The sequence below is a fragment of the Alteromonas sp. KS69 genome (assembly GCF_003989595.1).
GTDB classification, from domain to species: Bacteria; Pseudomonadota; Gammaproteobacteria; order Enterobacterales; family Alteromonadaceae; genus Alteromonas; species Alteromonas naphthalenivorans.
The window spans coordinates 1-15,882 of sequence record NZ_PYHU01000012.1 but is presented as its reverse complement, the minus strand read 5'-3'; the positions used below and the strand labels follow the sequence as shown (position 1 = coordinate 15,882).

At 43.4% G+C, this 15,882-nt stretch carries 13 protein-coding genes and 1 pseudogene; 11 read left to right on the top strand and 3 right to left on the bottom strand.

Annotated elements, in window-relative coordinates; all coding sequences use genetic code 11:
* Nucleotide 1: 1 nt before the first annotated feature.
* From C7Y69_RS09820 to C7Y69_RS09810, 3 genes are read right to left on the bottom strand one after another with little or no spacing between them, the layout of a single operon-like run.
* Complete coding sequence (locus C7Y69_RS09820) at nucleotides 2-721, bottom strand: ATP-binding cassette domain-containing protein (protein ID WP_013782733.1); 720 nt, start codon at nucleotides 719-721, stop codon at nucleotides 2-4.
* Nucleotides 712-1,656, bottom strand: coding sequence for a PQQ-dependent catabolism-associated beta-propeller protein (locus C7Y69_RS09815; RefSeq protein WP_260563497.1), 945 nt, complete (start codon nucleotides 1,654-1,656; stop codon nucleotides 712-714). Before C7Y69_RS09815 ends, C7Y69_RS09820 begins: the two co-directional genes overlap by 10 nt.
* Nucleotides 1,657-1,703: 47 nt before the next feature.
* Nucleotides 1,704-2,984, bottom strand: coding sequence for a hypothetical protein (locus tag C7Y69_RS09810; RefSeq protein ID WP_260563491.1), 1,281 nt, complete (start codon nucleotides 2,982-2,984; stop codon nucleotides 1,704-1,706).
* Nucleotides 2,985-3,160: 176 nt separating this feature from the next.
* Between C7Y69_RS09810 and C7Y69_RS09805 the strand changes: the two genes are divergently transcribed.
* The 11 genes and pseudogenes from C7Y69_RS09805 to C7Y69_RS09760 form a co-directional block, all read left to right on the top strand.
* A complete protein-coding gene (locus C7Y69_RS09805) occupies nucleotides 3,161-4,060 on the top strand; it encodes a substrate-binding periplasmic protein (RefSeq protein WP_126872582.1) in 900 nt (299 codons plus the stop codon).
* Between the two features lie 203 nt (nucleotides 4,061-4,263).
* Nucleotides 4,264-6,051, top strand: a complete 1,788-nt coding sequence (locus C7Y69_RS09800) for a PQQ-dependent methanol/ethanol family dehydrogenase (RefSeq protein ID WP_126872581.1) — start codon at nucleotides 4,264-4,266, stop codon at nucleotides 6,049-6,051.
* A gap of 164 nt (nucleotides 6,052-6,215) precedes the next feature.
* Nucleotides 6,216-6,716: a cytochrome c-550 PedF gene (gene pedF / locus C7Y69_RS09795; protein WP_013782738.1), complete on the top strand. Its 501-nt coding sequence runs from the start codon at nucleotides 6,216-6,218 to the stop codon at nucleotides 6,714-6,716.
* 207 nt (nucleotides 6,717-6,923) lie between these two features.
* On the top strand, nucleotides 6,924-7,352 hold the full coding sequence (locus tag C7Y69_RS09790; protein ID WP_013782739.1) for a hypothetical protein: 429 nt from the start codon (nucleotides 6,924-6,926) through the stop codon (nucleotides 7,350-7,352).
* A gap of 54 nt (nucleotides 7,353-7,406) precedes the next feature.
* The gene (locus tag C7Y69_RS09785; RefSeq protein ID WP_126872580.1) at nucleotides 7,407-9,050 is read left to right on the top strand and encodes a GGDEF domain-containing protein; all 1,644 of its coding nucleotides are present in this window, start codon (nucleotides 7,407-7,409) and stop codon (nucleotides 9,048-9,050) included.
* A 231-nt stretch (nucleotides 9,051-9,281) separates the two neighbouring features.
* Complete coding sequence (locus C7Y69_RS09780) at nucleotides 9,282-11,030, top strand: diguanylate cyclase (protein ID WP_126872579.1); 1,749 nt, start codon at nucleotides 9,282-9,284, stop codon at nucleotides 11,028-11,030.
* Between the two features lie 590 nt (nucleotides 11,031-11,620).
* A complete protein-coding gene (locus C7Y69_RS21555) occupies nucleotides 11,621-11,758 on the top strand; it encodes a hypothetical protein (protein ID WP_013782742.1) in 138 nt (45 codons plus the stop codon).
* 3 nt (nucleotides 11,759-11,761) lie between these two features.
* Nucleotides 11,762-13,036: a hypothetical protein gene (locus tag C7Y69_RS09775; protein WP_126872578.1), complete on the top strand. Its 1,275-nt coding sequence runs from the start codon at nucleotides 11,762-11,764 to the stop codon at nucleotides 13,034-13,036.
* A 160-nt stretch (nucleotides 13,037-13,196) separates the two neighbouring features.
* A complete protein-coding gene (locus tag C7Y69_RS09770; RefSeq protein WP_013782744.1) occupies nucleotides 13,197-14,504 on the top strand; it encodes an ABC transporter substrate-binding protein in 1,308 nt (435 codons plus the stop codon).
* Between the two features lie 68 nt (nucleotides 14,505-14,572).
* Nucleotides 14,573-15,445 (top strand): carbohydrate ABC transporter permease, encoded by an 873-nt coding sequence (locus C7Y69_RS09765; RefSeq protein ID WP_013782745.1) that lies wholly within the window; start codon nucleotides 14,573-14,575, stop codon nucleotides 15,443-15,445.
* A gap of 3 nt (nucleotides 15,446-15,448) precedes the next feature.
* Nucleotides 15,449-15,862: pseudogene (locus C7Y69_RS09760) on the top strand (carbohydrate ABC transporter permease); the annotation flags it as partial.
* Nucleotides 15,863-15,882: the final 20 nt, after the last annotated feature.

The window sequence follows — 15,882 nt, the reverse complement described above, 5'->3', positions numbered from 1 at the left end:
ATTAGTTTGCACGAGTTAATACATCCCAAAGCTGATGAATATCCGAGACCTGATGTTTAGTAAGCAGCGCCGAGCAAATATCTCGTTCTACTAATTGCCCATTTAGTAATATGGCGAGGGGATCCGTCGGCGATACTTCTTCAAATAGGTGAGTAGCCCACAGCACAGTCACGCCTTGTTTCACTGCTAAGTCATGAACCACCGAATGAATTAACCGCCGAGAAGCAATATCTAACCCTACGGTGGGTTCATCGAGTAATAAGGTACTAGGTTGGTGAATAAGGCATCTTGCCAGCTCAACACGACGGCGGTGGCCACCATTTAAATAACGGATTTTAGTGTTCAGGCGGTCGCTAAGATCAAGTTTCGTCAATAAATCAGTAATACGTGAAATTGATTTGTCTGGGGCGAGTCCGTGAAGCGAGGCAAAATAGGCTAAGTTTTGCTTTACGGTAAGGTCGATATCTAGCGTACTTTGCTGAAACACCACGCCGAGATTTTTCATAATCGAAGCGCGGTTTTTTGTTATCGGCTTGCCATTAAATAAAATATTTCCTTGGCCAATTCGTTGTAACCCTGTGAGCAACCCAAATAGGCTACTTTTACCTGCGCCATTAGGGCCAAGTAAAATATTAAAGCCCGGTTTAAGGGTCAGTGAAATTTCATCAAGGGCTGCTACTTTGCCGTAAGTGTGGGTAACCCCTTGGATATCTATTTCCATTTAACGGCAATTCCCCATGGGTAACGTCCCACCTTAATCGTTTTTTCAACATCGAGAGTTTCAGTATTAATAACCGACACGTCGCCGCTTACCCCGTTTGTGGTGAGTAATAGTGACTGGTCTTGGTTAAAGGCTAATTGCCACACGCGCCGTCCTACAACTATGTATTTCTCTATTTCAAACGTACTAGTGTTTACCACAGCAACGCGATTTGCTGGGCCTAGGGCGACAAACGCGTAAGGGGAGTCTTTCATCAGCAATATACCAACGGGTTGTATTTTGTCGCGGTACACGCCTTTAACTGCAAAAGACAAGGTCTGTACTTTTTGCTTGGTTTGAGTATCAAATATGGTGACTGTGCCGCCAATTTCAGAACTTACCCAAAGGTACTTATCGTCAGCAGTAAAGTGAGCGTCTCGCGGGCGAGCATCTACTAAGCTATTAGCAATGTTCTCGTGGGTGTTGGTGTCTATCCAGTGCACCATGTTTGTTGTTTCTGAAGTAACCACCATCATGCGGCCGTCATGGCTTACCGCTAACCCTTCAGGTTCAACCCCTACATCTATTTGTGCAATTACCTGGCTGGTGGGAATATCAATAACGGTGAGCAGGGCATCGTCTTCATTGGCGGTGTAAATGGTAGTGCCATTGGGGTGAAGGGCAATGGTTTCAGGATCCTCACCTGACGGTAAATCACCGACAATAGTATGGGTGTCTAAATCGATAATTTGAATGCGATCGGAATCCGAGGCGCAAATGTAAGCATGGGCTTGGTCAGCGCTTAATATAAAGCCCCTTGGACGCTCACCAATGTCTAATGTATCGGTGACTTCAAACGTATTCATATCAATGACTGATAGGGTATTGTCTTTTTCATTGGTTACATATGCCTGTGGCAATGCACTGGCACTATAACTACTTGCCCAAAAGCTCATTATCAAAAAGCTGTTTGCCATAAAGCGGTTTTTCGTGAAGCGAGAAATCATAGTGGGTCCTTACAGGTTTTATTCGTTTCACCCAGGGTGTCTAACTCGTCAGATTGATGTAAAAAGCCGGGCAGCGGGGCATGAATAACTAGGGCTTCTTCGTGGGCTAGCGCAATGAGTTGTCGAAGTTGGCGTGTGCCTTTTCTGAAAGTTAATTGTCTGCCTTTGTAGGCTGCAATACTAAGCTGCTCCTCTACCAAAGCGTTAAATAATTGCGTGCCGATTAAGCTATCGTTAGCACTGCTACCAGTGCCACTCAGTTTACTTTGCTGTATGGCGGTGGAAACGGCGATAATGGCTGCATAAGCAGCAAAGTCTACGTCATTCATATTGCGCGAAAACTTTTCCTTAAAACGATTTTGCAGCTGCCTTGCGCCCCATTGCTCATGAGTAAAATGCCACCCTAAGGGTTTCAAACCTGCCGACCCTATAATGGGCACAATAAGGTGGGTATTAAAGGGTAAGCTGTAGGCATACTGACCTTGGGTGTCGGCAGCAAAAATAGCGTCGTAAGGTTTCTTAGTTCGAGTAAAAAGGGGAATTTCAGAAAATGCAGAGCGTCGTAAGTCAAAACTTGCCTGCCATATCTTCTCTTCAACAATATTTAACTTAAATTTCTTCGCGGTACGTAAAAACGCGTCTAAGTAAGCCTGATCACTTTCATGGGAGCCGCGCAAGGTAAGCACAGAGCTCAAACGCTTAGTTCTAAGCCACTGACCAAGCGCATCGGTTTTCATTTGGTAGCTAGGGTAGGTGTGCAGTACGTTAAGTTCGCAGTGCTGTTGACGAAAAGCATCCTTGCCACTGGCTACATTCACCACTAATGCGCTGGGGTTAATAGACACTACCGAACGAACGGCTTTTTCATATTGAGCGTCTGGGCTATCGATAAGCACCACAGAGGTATTGGCAATCACATCGGTAGCCGCTGAGTCAAAAGCGTCAAGGCGGGCAAGCGACAGCGAATAGCCCAAAAATTTTCCTGTAATATTGGCATCTTCAATGCCAATTTCGGCACCCGCAATTCCTTCGTCATTAGGACGGGTTAAATACGAAGGCGTTCCTGCGGGGGGAGGGCGCTCCACGTTAATATAGACAATGTTCGTAGTGCTAGGTTGGGCTTCAGCTTGCCCTACATATTTATTTTCTGGCTGACTCCCCGATTGGGCATGAACATTGGCATGCAAGGCCGATACGCTTATCAATAGGATTGATACTCCTATCCATATTTTTACTTTTTCCATGAACCAGCGAAGGGCTTTTCTCACACTTCTCATCACACTGCTTTTCACAAGAAGGCCTTTTTATAAATCGCGATACAAAAAGGGTATATGGCATTATTCCCGAATAACATCCTCCTAAAGGAGGAATGCTATGGCGCTAAAGTAGCATTCGTGAATGCCTGTCTGCGCATTAGTATTGAAAGTACTTAGCGTCAAGAGAGTTTCTCGTAGTGACTTGTTTGCGAACCTTTTATTTTATTCCCTTCATACTTTTAAGTTTTTTAAGCTTGAGTGTATTAAGCACCAGTGTTTTTGCTCGATCTTTTGATGACATTATCGAAAGTAAGAAGATTAATATTGCGGTTTATAATGACTACCCACCTTACTCATACATGGAAGCGGGTTCAGCGAAAGGAATAGATGTTGATATAGCTAAAGAAATTGCTGCTAAATTCAATGTGGAATTAGTGTTAACTTGGATGACCCCAGGGGAAACGACGGAAGACGATTTTCGTAATTTTTTATGGAAGGGGCACATTATTCACAAAGTAAAAGCTGACTTAATGATGCGTGCTCCATACGACCGTTCTTTTTCCCAAAAACGGGACGATATTGGCTTATTAGCGAATGAGTTAGTTCACATGTTCGCACCGTATCAACAAGAAAGCTGGCAGATAATTCACAACACAGAGCAATTGCCAGAGGTAGAGACCATGGCGATGTTTCAATACCATACCATTGGTGCAGAAATAGACAGTATTCCTCATTTTTACCTCACCTCGGCCTTTGGCGGAAGGTTACGAGATAACACCTCTCAGTATGCCAGCAATGAACTTGCCATCGATGCTATGAAAAAAGGTAATGTTGATGCGGTAATGGGCCTTCGAACACAAATTAGCTACTTGTCTCAATTCGTCGATAGCTCCAAATTTAAACTTGCTAGCAACGCGTTTCCTCTTATAGGAAAACAGAAGTGGGACTTAGGTATAGCCGCGCACAACGACTACCGAACCCTAGCGTATGAAGTTGGTGATGTAATTACCGAGATGGTACTGACCGAAAAAATGGCGCACATTTTTAGTCAGTATCACGCCGCCTATGAAATGCCTGATTATTATGCTGTTGAGTAATGCCGTTAAGTCATGTTGGCGAGCAATGCTATTGCAATAGCTCCACTCTTATTAGGCATATTTCCTGTTAATTCCTCCTCCTAAAGGAGGGGACAATTCACTCAGCCGTTCCATAGGCACGCCCATCGGGCACCGCTATTCTAATTCTATCGAATAGTCTGAAAATCAGACACATTCATGGCCAATACGCATTAGGAAACGTTATGAATAAACAACTACCACTAAAAAGAATTGCCTTAGCTTTATTGGTTTGTGCGGGGGCAATTTCCCCCGTTCAAGCTAACGTGACCGACAAAGATATACAAAACGACCAAGCCACTACTGACGATATCGTATCGTATGGCATGGGATTACGCGCGCAGCGCTATAGCCCACTATCTGCAATTAACAAAGACACCATTGAAGAAATTCGCCCAGTTTGGGCATTTTCGCTTGGTGGCGAAAAACAGCGGGGCCAAGAGTCTCAGCCTATGGTAAAAGATGGCGTTATGTATGTGACGGGTTCTTACTCTCGCGTATGGGCCATTAATGCGATGACTGGCGAAGAACTCTGGCAGTACGAAGCTCGTTTGCCCGATGGTATTATGCCTTGTTGTGATGTGATTAATCGCGGCGTAGCCTTGTACGATAATTTGGTCATATTCGGCACCCTTGATGCCAAACTGGTAGCCCTTGATAAAGATACGGGCAAAACCGTATGGAAGAAAAAAGTAGAAGACTACAAGGCTGGTTACTCCATTACTGCCGCGCCTATTATTATTGATGGTATGGTGATAACGGGTAACTCGGGTGGTGAATTTGGTGTAGTAGGAAAGGTATACGCCTTTGATGCTAAAACTGGCAAACAGATTTGGGTTAGACCTACTGTTGAAGGCCACATGGGTTATATGTGGAAAGACGGTAAAAAAACCGAGAATGGTATTTCTGGCGGCGGGGCGGGTAAAACTTGGCCTGCAGATTTATGGAAAACTGGCGGTGCTGCAACCTGGCTAGGCGGCACTTATGATGCTGATACAGGGCTGTTATTCTTTGGTACAGGTAACCCATCACCTTGGAACTCTCACCTTCGCCCTGGCGATAACTACTTCTCTTCATCTCGTTTAGCGATTAACCCTAAAACGGGAAAAATTGTATGGCACTTTCAAACTACGCCACACGATGGCTGGGATTTCGATGGTGTAAACGAGCTTATATCGTTTGATTATGAAGAGGCAGGTAAAACGGTGAAGGCCGCTGCCACTGCAGATAGAAACGGCTTCTTTTATGTATTGAACCGTGAAGATGGTGATTTCATTCGAGGCTTCCCGTTTGTAGATAAGCTAACGTGGGCCAAAGGCCTAGATGAGAATGGCCGCCCACTTTACATTGACGAAACGCGTCCTGGTAATCCGTCACTTTCAGACGATGGTAAAAAAGGCGCACAGGTTGTCGCTCGTCCTGCTTTCTTAGGTGGAAAAAACTGGATGCCTATGGCGTATTCACCTGATACGGGTTTGTTCTATGTACCTTCCAACGAATGGGAAATGGATATTTGGAACGAAACCACCTCATATAAAAAGGGCGCTGCTTACTTAGGTGCTGGCTTTACTATCAAATCTGTCAATGAAGACTTTATAGGTGTACTTCGCGCCATTGACCCTAAAACCGGTAAAGAAGTATGGCGTTATAACAACTATGCGCCACTATGGGGTGGGGTAATGACTACAGGCGGCGGTCTAGTATGGACAGGCAACCCAGAAGGTTACCTAATGGCCTTTGACGATAAAACCGGAAAGATGGTTTATAAGTTCCAAACCGGCTCAGGCATTGTAGGGTCGCCAGTAACTTGGGAGATGGAAGGCGAGCAATATGTGTCTGTGTTGTCTGGCTGGGGCGGTGCAGTGCCTTTATGGGGCGGCGAAGTTGCTAAGCGGGTTAAGCACCTAAACCAAGGTGGTACGGTGTGGACGTTTAAATTACCAAAGCGTTATGAACAAGTGGCTAAGAACTAATTTGTTTTAAATACGATAGAAGCCGATACCTTTGTAGGTATCGGCTTTTTTATATCTGAAATAGCCTTTATCCTCCCAAAGGAGGAGCCTTTCAAAACCAAAGTAGAGTTACCCCAATTATCACATTCAGTATAATTTTTTCATCAGCTTGAGAGGATGTATGAATGATGAAAGTAAAAGTATCTCTTTTAATTACAACGCTTTTTCTGGCCTTAACGGCGCACAAGTTAGCAGCACATGGCAACGTGACGCCACAAGGCGCTGACAGCTCTGAAATGCAAAAAATTACCGATGGTGATGAGTCTGAAGATGGCTGGGTGTTTGAAAACCCTTATCGTAATTTAGATGAAGAAACTCACAAGAAGGTGTATGAATTTGGCGAGTCAGCCTACTCAAATAACTGTGCCGTTTGTCATGGTCTTCATGCGCAGTCAGGTGGCATAAACCCAGATTTACGTTTGCTCGACCCCGAAAGTATGGAAGACGATGAATGGTATGTAGAGCGCCTTCGTTTTGGATCATCAAAAGGCATGCCTGCGTTAGGCGGAATTCCAGAAGGGCAGTCTGAACCCATTTTAGATCAAGAGACACTATGGGCCATAAAAACCTATGTAGAGGCTCGTAGAATAGTAGCAATTGAAGAAGGTGAAATTGAAGTAGACTAACTATATTCCCGTTTTGTCGGCCGGGTCGAGAAATCGCCCGGCTTTTTTATAGGCCAACTATTTTTCAAAAAGTGAAAGTAGACAAATCACACCCACTTATCAAAATAAACGCCTTACATTATTTCAAATAAATCTGTGCAGAATTAGGTGTTTGCAGCTATTCTTTGGGTAGTTCATTGGACGAAACGACTTATTTTTAGGCCCTAAATGCACATCCTGCGATTCCTTTTCTTTTTAGTTTTTATCACGAGTATGCATGTTGAGGCCCAGCACGCTGACGCCCAACATACTGGTACCGGCAAGAAAGGGGATGTCGATGCGTTAAAAGCATCTATTCGTAATGAAAGGGAATTAGGAGACATTGAGAAAGCAGAGTTGTTAACGCAAGATCTGCAACGCATAGTAGACCATTCACAAACGCCCGAATTACAAGCTGATCTAGCCACTATTACAGCCGAGAATGAGATCAGCCGAACTCGATACTCACACGCTATCGAATTATTGAAGTCAGCTGAGTTAATGTATTCTCGTTTGTCTAACGATTTTGCATTAGCTCATGTCTATACCATGCTTGGTTACGCCTACTACAGCATGTCTGAATATCCCTTGTCCCTTGATTATTACCATCGCGCGTAGCGGATTTACAAGGCCTTAGATGATAAAAAAAGCCTAAGTATTGTCGGCAGTTATATGGGCATGGCGTTGGGCGCTATCGGTGATTATGAAGGGGCTATTATGGCGTACCAAACCGCGCTCGCTCATGCTGTAGAACAAGGCAGTGATGCTGAAAAGTCACAGGTGCTGTATAGCTTAGGGGGTCTAAATGCCAAGATGGGGGCTCACCGCAGTGCATTAGCGTATTTCTATAGCTCTCTGGAGATAGATACCAAGCGTGGCATGATTCAAAATATTGCATTCAACAATGCCTTAATTGCTGAGTCATTATTAGCGCTGTCAGATTTTGAAGCTGCCGAATCACATGCTAGTGAAGCCATTCGTCTTTTTAATGAAGTTAAGTCGACTGAATATGCTGATATGTATAAGTTAACGCTGGCTAAAATATATATCGCTAGAGGTGGTTACGACAAAGCCAACGAGGTTATCCAAAACGTATTACGTACCGCCAATGGTCGATTCCCAGCACTTACATTGAATGCTCTGGTAGTTGCTGCGCAGCATGCATTTATTACCAATAAATATGAAATTTCTATCGACTATGCTAATCAGGGAATAGAAAAAGCGAAGCAGGCAGAGCGGCTACCCATTGAAGTCCAGTTCCATGAGGCCAAAGTAAATTCACTAGAAGCAATGAGTCGCTACGATGCTGCTTTTCTTGCGCTTAAAACACTGATGCGAGTCAAAGAACAACTTAACGATGAAAATAAAGTGGAAGCGATAGCAAATGTGCAAGCGCAAACTGAGTCTGTACGTAAAGAGCTAGAGCTAAATTTGAAAGTAAAAGAGCAGGCTCTTGAGCAAGCCGCGCTAAACGAAAAGTTGCTTTTGAAAAACGTGTTTATTGGGCTCATTGTCATCCTATTTTCTCTTCTGTTTGTATTATACCGGCGTTACACATTGCGCAAAGCAAACGAACGCCTAGAGTGGAAAGTTAGAATTCAAACCCGAGAGCTAAGCGAAAAGAATGAACAGCTCATTCAGTCACTTAAGCTAATAGAGTCTGAAAGTATCACCGATACACTAACAGGTTTGAAGAATCGCCGTTATTTACAAAAATTTATTAAAACAGATATCGCACTGTGCAACCGAGAGTTTTCCGACTGGCATCAAGGCAAAGGCCGTAAACCCATTGGCTCAGATTTGCTGGTTTTCATTCTAGATATTGATGACTTCAAACAAGTGAATGACAGATTTGGTCACCAAATAGGTGATGAAGTCTTAATAGAGTTTTCTAAGCGATTAGAACATGTATTCAGGCAATCTGATTATATTGTTCGGTGGGGCGGGGAAGAGTTTGTTGCGGTAGCAAGGTTTGTTGATCGTAAAAGTGCCATGGTGTTAGCGCAGCGCCTAGTAAAAGCGATTAATGACACAAAATTTGAAATGCACGACAACACGGCCCTACCGATAACTTGCTCGGTAGGTTACGTATGTTATCCACTTATTCCAACCAAGGTTATTTCATGTCATTTGGAAAAATTGATTGAGATGTCAGACGCGTGTTTATATCTCGCCAAAGCATCGGGTAAAAATACCTGGGTAGGCTTAGAGTCAGTTCATGATGAAGAAGCATTTGTTGGAGATTTCAATAAGACTTCGTTAGAGACGCTCATTCAACAAAAAAGGGTGACGATAAGGCGAGAACCAGGGTCGTAAGTTTGGCGGTAACTTTAGGATTAGATGATGCTGTTTTTTGTACCTTCTATTACGATCATACATTTCAATGTGTGAAATCAACGTTTGAAAACAAACCGTTAGTGATATACTTTTAATGACTCAGAAATAGATGCATTTCATGACGAATGTGATGATTATTGATGTACCTGAGGTATTAAACACACCTATATTATTATTTTAAAGTGTGTGTTGTTTGTATAAGGATCTTACATGGTTAGGCTTCTGCCTATGCTTTTCGCACTGTTTTTTATTGTGCAAAGTACAGCTTGCTATAGCACGGCTTTATTTGAAGATAAGGCATTAGAGTACGATTTAACTGGTCACATGGAATTTGCAGTTGCTGATGGTGATACTCTAGTAGGAGACGAATTATGGGTAGATGATCAGAGTAAAATAAGCCGCGCACCCCACCAATATTTGCATTTTCGGGTGACCATTGAAAATGCACGTAATGAGCCTGTTCCCCTTTGGTTTTCTATTGCTTTTCCTTCGATTGAGCATCTGTACGTGTCAGATGGCACCCACACGTGGATAACCGGCGATGCGCTGCCATTTTCAAGCCGAGAAGTGCTAGTACCTAACTACCATTTCCCGTTCATTCTTCCCGCTCAAGATAAAATGCAAATCTATGGTCACATGGAAGGAAAAATACTGCGCTACAACTTTTTTGTTGCCACCCCTGAAAAGGTGAACAAAATGTATGTCGATTCGCTGCAGCGTGATATGACATTTTTCGGGGCTATGTCGATACTAACCATTCTTAGTTTGGTTGTTTTTACTATCACAAGAAAGATGGCGTTTTTGAGTTTCGCCGCTTTTATCTTTGCCACATCATTTTGGTTTTTCAGGGTATTTGGTTACGCCTTTGAAATTTTATGGCCAACCATCCCCCAGTTAAATGACATCACTTACGCCGCTAGTATTTACGCCGTATTGCTCACGGCAGGATGGACCGTGTTTTCTAGTTTGAAGCGCCCCAATAGGACTATTTATGGATTGAAATTTGCTATATTTTGCGGATCAATCTTGCCTTTTCTCGGCTTGCTGGTATGGCGTTACGTAGGGTTAGATGAAGCGTTACGTTTGCCCGTTATTCTACTGTTTCCCTTTGTTATTTTCGCAAGCATTGTGATTTACAAAGAACACAAAAATGGCTCTGACAGGGCAAAGTGGCTGGCGGTGACGATTTTCCCTGTAGTGTTAAGTACCCTTTCGCTCGTGCTTATTGCTCTTTTTGGTATTGACCTTCAATTAGATCCTATCACCATGTTCATGGTTGGCGTATTGATTACATGTATGTTCATGGTGATATTAGCGTCTCGGCTTTTCGTCAAAATAGTCCAAAAAGAGCGTGATACCGAGAAGGCCAATGCCGTATTAAAAAGCGAGCAAGCGTCGAAGCTTGAGGCGCTAATTCAAGAGCGTACAAAAGCATTACGCGCATCAAATGAAATGCTCAAAAAGCTAGCTGCTAACGATGGGTTAACGAACTTACCGAATCGAAGAAGTATCGATTTATTCGTAGACGCTAGCTTTTCATCAGAGGCGGATAATCATCATCACATTGCAGTGGCGTTGATAGACCTAGATCATTTTAAGAATATTAACGACACTTTCGGGCATGAAGCAGGCGATACGGTGTTGATTGAAATTGCCAAAATACTGCAGCCCTTAAATAGCAAGGAATGTATGGCGGGAAGATTTGGTGGTGAAGAGTTTGCTATTATTCAACAAAACGTAAGTGAACAGCATTTTAGCGATACGCTAGCCGATATTCACAAGCAAATTAATACACTGAGCCTTCAGCAGCTTAGCGGTTTAAAAATTGGCGCGTGTATAGGTTGGACAATATGTACAGACGCTGCTGATATCGTTTATGCATTTAGACGTGCAGATAAAGCCTTATACAAAGCAAAAGATGCGGGGCGCAATAGAATTATTGCGGCAGTTCCACGTTGATTCGAGTAGTTGTCACATAGGCAGGAGCCAAACAGAACGCCTGCCGGAAAGCCCGTTACAAAACCTAGTTCAATTTCAAAATAGCATGGTGTCGTTCATGGTCTAAATCATGATGTCGTTCTTCACCCTAGTCCTACCATAATATTATGCGCCTAAAAAAACCTTTCGAAAATACACTCTATTTCGGTCAAAAGTTTAAGAACTGGTGTGGTTTATTGCCATGGTTGTTATCTTTTGCTCTTTGCTTTCCTTTCTCGAGTTGCACTTCCAATAACAAAGTTTAATCGTTTTTCATTCTGGATTAATTGTTATCGTTTACATTAAATGTAAATGTAATCTTGATGTTATTTTGTTATGTAATTGAATTTATTTGGTTAATTTTAATTTGAAATATAAATGAAAACTATTTGTTAAAAAAGTTGTTGACGTTAAAATATAAAAATGGTCATATGCCCAAATGTTGAGCATGTGACCGATTTGGTTTATCCCAAAGGTTTTGCTCATAGCGAACAGAGAATATGCGCAGACACGAGTCTGACGAAAATTCCAATCACTTTATAAAACCGAACATAGAAACTTGAGGGTTCACCATGTTAGAAAATAACCAGCTTCAACAAGCGACTTCTCGATCTAATTTTAAAACTGCAGGGTTAAGCGTACTGGCATCAGCGATTATGGCTGCTATGGCGCCGTCACTCGTAGTGGCTCAGGAACTAAGCGAAACCTAGCCAATGTATGTGCCGCCGAGTGAACCTAATGAGTTTCTAGATGGTCGTGTTCAAGTTAATTTTCTAGCTATGCAGAACTATCAGGCTATTCAAGCAAAAGACGGCGCGTTTCGCCCTGAAGATGAAACACAATCAGATGGTTTTGGCCGTTTGCGCGTTAACTTGATGTTCAAGTTTAAAATTACCGACAACATCACAGCCGATATCGATATTGCTGAAGAACCTAATGACTTTGGTAATAATGGCGACAGAGACTTCTCATTCCACCAAGATTTCGCCGGCATAGAGTTTGATATGTTTGGCCTTACTGGTTATGAAAAAGAGAATTCAAGCCTTATCTTGCGAGTAGGTAATATTGGCGCATCTCCTTTCCAGTTTAAAGGATTCCAAGATGGCGCTGACAACCAAGGTAATGCGTTAATTGGTAATGGTATCAACGACTACGCTACAGCTGAGAACGGTATTCAACTAAGCTACACCGAAACCTTCGATAGCGGCATTCTTCGTTCCTACAATGTGGCGGGTCACATGACTACGTCTAGCTTCGGCGAAGCGTTCCAAGAAGACCGAGGCTACAACTATCGATTGCAAGGTACCCTTGAATTTAAAGGTGGTTTCAAAGCCGGCTTGAATATGTTTCAAGCTAATCAAGGCGACCAGCTAGTATTCACAGATGGTGTAGCAAGCCTTGATGGCGTAACCACCACCAACTATCGTTTCGGCGATGGTGAGAACTATAACTTTTCGGCCTCTGCATCTAGTGAGCGTGATACCCATGTTGGCGCACTGCCAGGCTTGAACCAGTCAATTATGCAATTGAACTTGGCTTACCAACCATCTGATCAAACGAGTGTTATTGTGATGTTAGGTAAAGCGTCTGACGACTACACCTTTGCCGATTCCGATGGAAACGCGGTGGCGGGTATTACTTACTTTGGTACCGATGGCGTGTTAGACCCAGCGGGTACAACCTTTGATTCAAACCAAGTGATTGAAGGCGATTCATCGGTGCAGTACTGGGCGCTAGAAGCCCAACAATATATTCTTCCTGAGAAGCTTTACGTAGCGGCACGTTACGCAGAGTCAGAAAATACCTCTGACCTAATTGAACAAACTGACAACGAAGTCACGCGTTTACAAGTATCTGCAGGTTACTGGATAAACGACAGAACCTTGTGGAAAGTGGAATACGTTAACCAAGACGAAGGCGTGAACTCTGGTGGCCAGATTGGTACAGGTTTCGATGGCATAACGTCTGAAATTTCAGTGAAGTTCTAATTCAATAAACGCTCAGCAGCGTCAGCGGTTTTATCTAAAACGCTGACGCTTTCAAACCAACCAAAACATTAAGTAATGAAACGAGTATGACTTTTATCCCCATCGAAAATGAAGGGGAGGGGGAAGTCATACCCTTCAAAACCTAAAGGGGAACTACCCGATGTTGAAAAAATTATCTTTAGTGATTGCCAGTGCATTGGCGATAACCACGGCGGCGCAAGCTGAAACCATTACCATCGCAACAGTAAACAATGGCGACATGATTGCCATGAAAGAACTGAGTAGCGACTTTGAAGAGAAAAACCCAGGTATTGATTTAAAGTGGGTAACGCTTGAAGAAAACATTCTACGCCAACGTGTCACTACCGACGTAGCCACTGGCGGCGGCCAGTACGATGTGATGACAATTGGTACTTATGAAGTGCCAATTTGGGGTAACCAAGGCTGGTTGGAAGAGCTTGATGGCCTTGGCGCTGATTATGACGTAGAAGATTTACTGCCTGCTATTCGTAGCGGCCTGTCAGTAGATAACAAACTCTATGCTGCACCGTTTTACGGCGAAAGTTCAATGGTGATGTACCGCACTGACTTAATGGTCAAAGCCGGTCTTGAAATGCCAAAAGCACCTACATGGAAATTTATCCGTGAAGCAGCCGAAGCAATGACAGACAAAGAAGCAGGTGTTTACGGTATTTGTCTTCGTGGTAAAGCGGGCTGGGGCGAAAATATTGCATTGCTAACGTCTATGTCTAACTCGTTTGGCGCACGCTGGTTCGATGAAAACTGGAAGCCTCAGTTTGACTCCAAAGCATGGAAAGACACCTTAGAATACTATGTTGATGTAATGGACAAGTATGGCCCTCCAGGTTCATCAGCGAACGGCTTTAATGAAAACTTAGCGCTGTTTCAAACCGGTAAATGCGGTATTTGGATTGATGCAACGGTTGCAGGCGGTTTTGTGACAAACGAGAAAGATTCTGAAGTTGCAGACAAAGTAGGTTTCGCTCTAGCGCCAGATAACGGCCTAGGTAAACGCGGAAACTGGTTGTGGGCATGGACATTAGCTATTCCTTCCAGCAGTAAGAAAAGCGATGCAGCGATGAAGTTCATCAGCTGGGCTACCTCAAAAGAATACTCTGTATTAGTGGCTGAAAAGAAAGGCTGGGCAAATGTACCTCCTGGTACGCGAGCTTCGCTTTACGAAAACCCTGAGTACATGAATGCGGCACCTTTTGCGCAAATTACTCTTGATTCTATCAACTCTGCAGACCCTAAAAATCCAACGGTAGAACCAGTGCCTTATGTGGGTGTCCAGTTTGTTGCTATTCCTGAGTTTCAAGGCATAGGAACAGCAGTTGGTCAGCAGTTTAGTGCAGCACTAACGGGCCGCATGACGGTAGACCAAGCACTTCAAAGCTCTCAGCGACTAGTTGAAAGAGCCATGCGCAAAGCGCGTTACCCAAAATAATAAAACGTTAACCACGGGTAGGTGCAAGGTGCACTTACCCACTTTTTTCACTTGTAAGGGGCTTAGCAATGGCGACTACCCAATCTCGTACCTTAGCCAAAATGATGCTGTTTCCTTCGGTCACCTTGCTGTTAGCTTGGATGATTGTTCCGCTTTGCATGACGTTATATTTCTCGTTTTTAGATTATAACTTGCTCATGCCTGGCGATAATGAATACATAGGCTTTTTGAACTACGAGTTTTTTCTCACCGATCCTGCTTTTATAGAGTCATTTTTTAATACCTTATTGCTAGTTGGCGGTGTGCTGTTTATTACCATCTGCGGCGGTATTGGTTTAGCCATATTGCTCGACCAAGCCATATGGGGCAGAAACTATGTCCGCATCATGGTATTGGCACCGTTTTTTGTTATGCCAACGGTTTCCGCATTGGTGTGGAAAAACATGTTCATGAACCCGGTAAACGGGCTGTTTGCTCATCTTGCCGAATTCTTTGGTGCAACCCCTATCGATTTCTTTGCAGAAATTCCGTTGCTATCCATTATCATTATTGTGTCGTGGCAGTGGCTGCCGTTTGCGGCGCTAATTTTACTTACCGCTATTCAATCGTTAGATAGAGAGCAACTAGAAGCGGCGGATTTAGATGGTGCAGGCCCGTTCAGTAAATTTATTTACATTGTGTTGCCGCATTTATCCCGAGCAGTCACCGCAGTTATTCTTATTGAGACCATTTTCTTGCTGTCTATTTTTGCAGAAATATTGGTAACTACGAGTGGTGGCCCAGGTTATTCCTCTACCAATATTACGTACTTAATTTACACCCAATCGCTACTTCAGTTTGATGTGGGCGGCGGTTCAGCAGGTGGAATTGTGGCAGTCATTATTGCCAACATTGTTGCCATCTTCTTAATGCGCCTTATCGGCAAGAATTTGGAGGGCTAGGTAATGAACAGCACGAATAAATCAAAAGTTATTTACACCATTTTAGCGTGGACCATCAGTGGGATGATTTTCTTTCCTATTCTTTGGACCATGATCACCAGCTTTAAAACGGAATCTGAAGCGATTTCAGCCACGCCAAGCTTATTTATGTTTGAGTGGACGCTAGAGAACTACAAAGATGTGTTAGCTCGCTCACCTTATTTCGATCACTTTATGAACTCTGTGATCATCTCATTAGGAGCAAGTTTGCTTGGACTGCTGATTGCTATTCCGGCTGCATGGTCGATGGCCTTTGTGCAAACTAAGCGAACTAAAAACCTATTGATGTGGATGCTATCAACCAAAATGCTTCCACCGGTTGGGGTGCTAATTCCTATCTATCTGTTGTTCCGTGATTTCGGTCTGTTAGATACACGCTGACGTGGTCAACCAAAATC

What these genes read in the sequence shown, in the direction of transcription:
- pedF (WP_013782738.1), top strand. Translation starts at nt 6,216, where the DNA reads ATGATGAAAGTAAAAGTATCTCTTTTAATTACAACGCTTTTTCTGGCC.
- C7Y69_RS09780 (WP_126872579.1), top strand. Translation starts at nt 9,282, where the DNA reads ATGGTTAGGCTTCTGCCTATGCTTTTCGCACTGTTTTTTATTGTGCAA.
- C7Y69_RS09770 (WP_013782744.1), top strand. Translation starts at nt 13,197, where the DNA reads ATGTTGAAAAAATTATCTTTAGTGATTGCCAGTGCATTGGCGATAACC.
- C7Y69_RS09815 (WP_260563497.1), bottom strand. Translation starts at nt 1,656, where the DNA reads ATGAGCTTTTGGGCAAGTAGTTATAGTGCCAGTGCATTGCCACAGGCA.
- C7Y69_RS09785 (WP_126872580.1), top strand. Translation starts at nt 7,407, where the DNA reads ATGGGCATGGCGTTGGGCGCTATCGGTGATTATGAAGGGGCTATTATG.
- C7Y69_RS09820 (WP_013782733.1), bottom strand. Translation starts at nt 721, where the DNA reads ATGGAAATAGATATCCAAGGGGTTACCCACACTTACGGCAAAGTAGCA.
- C7Y69_RS09810 (WP_260563491.1), bottom strand. Translation starts at nt 2,984, where the DNA reads ATGAGAAGTGTGAGAAAAGCCCTTCGCTGGTTCATGGAAAAAGTAAAA.
- C7Y69_RS09790 (WP_013782739.1), top strand. Translation starts at nt 6,924, where the DNA reads ATGCACATCCTGCGATTCCTTTTCTTTTTAGTTTTTATCACGAGTATG.
- C7Y69_RS21555 (WP_013782742.1), top strand. Translation starts at nt 11,621, where the DNA reads ATGTTAGAAAATAACCAGCTTCAACAAGCGACTTCTCGATCTAATTTT.
- C7Y69_RS09800 (WP_126872581.1), top strand. Translation starts at nt 4,264, where the DNA reads ATGAATAAACAACTACCACTAAAAAGAATTGCCTTAGCTTTATTGGTT.
- C7Y69_RS09765 (WP_013782745.1), top strand. Translation starts at nt 14,573, where the DNA reads ATGGCGACTACCCAATCTCGTACCTTAGCCAAAATGATGCTGTTTCCT.
- C7Y69_RS09775 (WP_126872578.1), top strand. Translation starts at nt 11,762, where the DNA reads ATGTATGTGCCGCCGAGTGAACCTAATGAGTTTCTAGATGGTCGTGTT.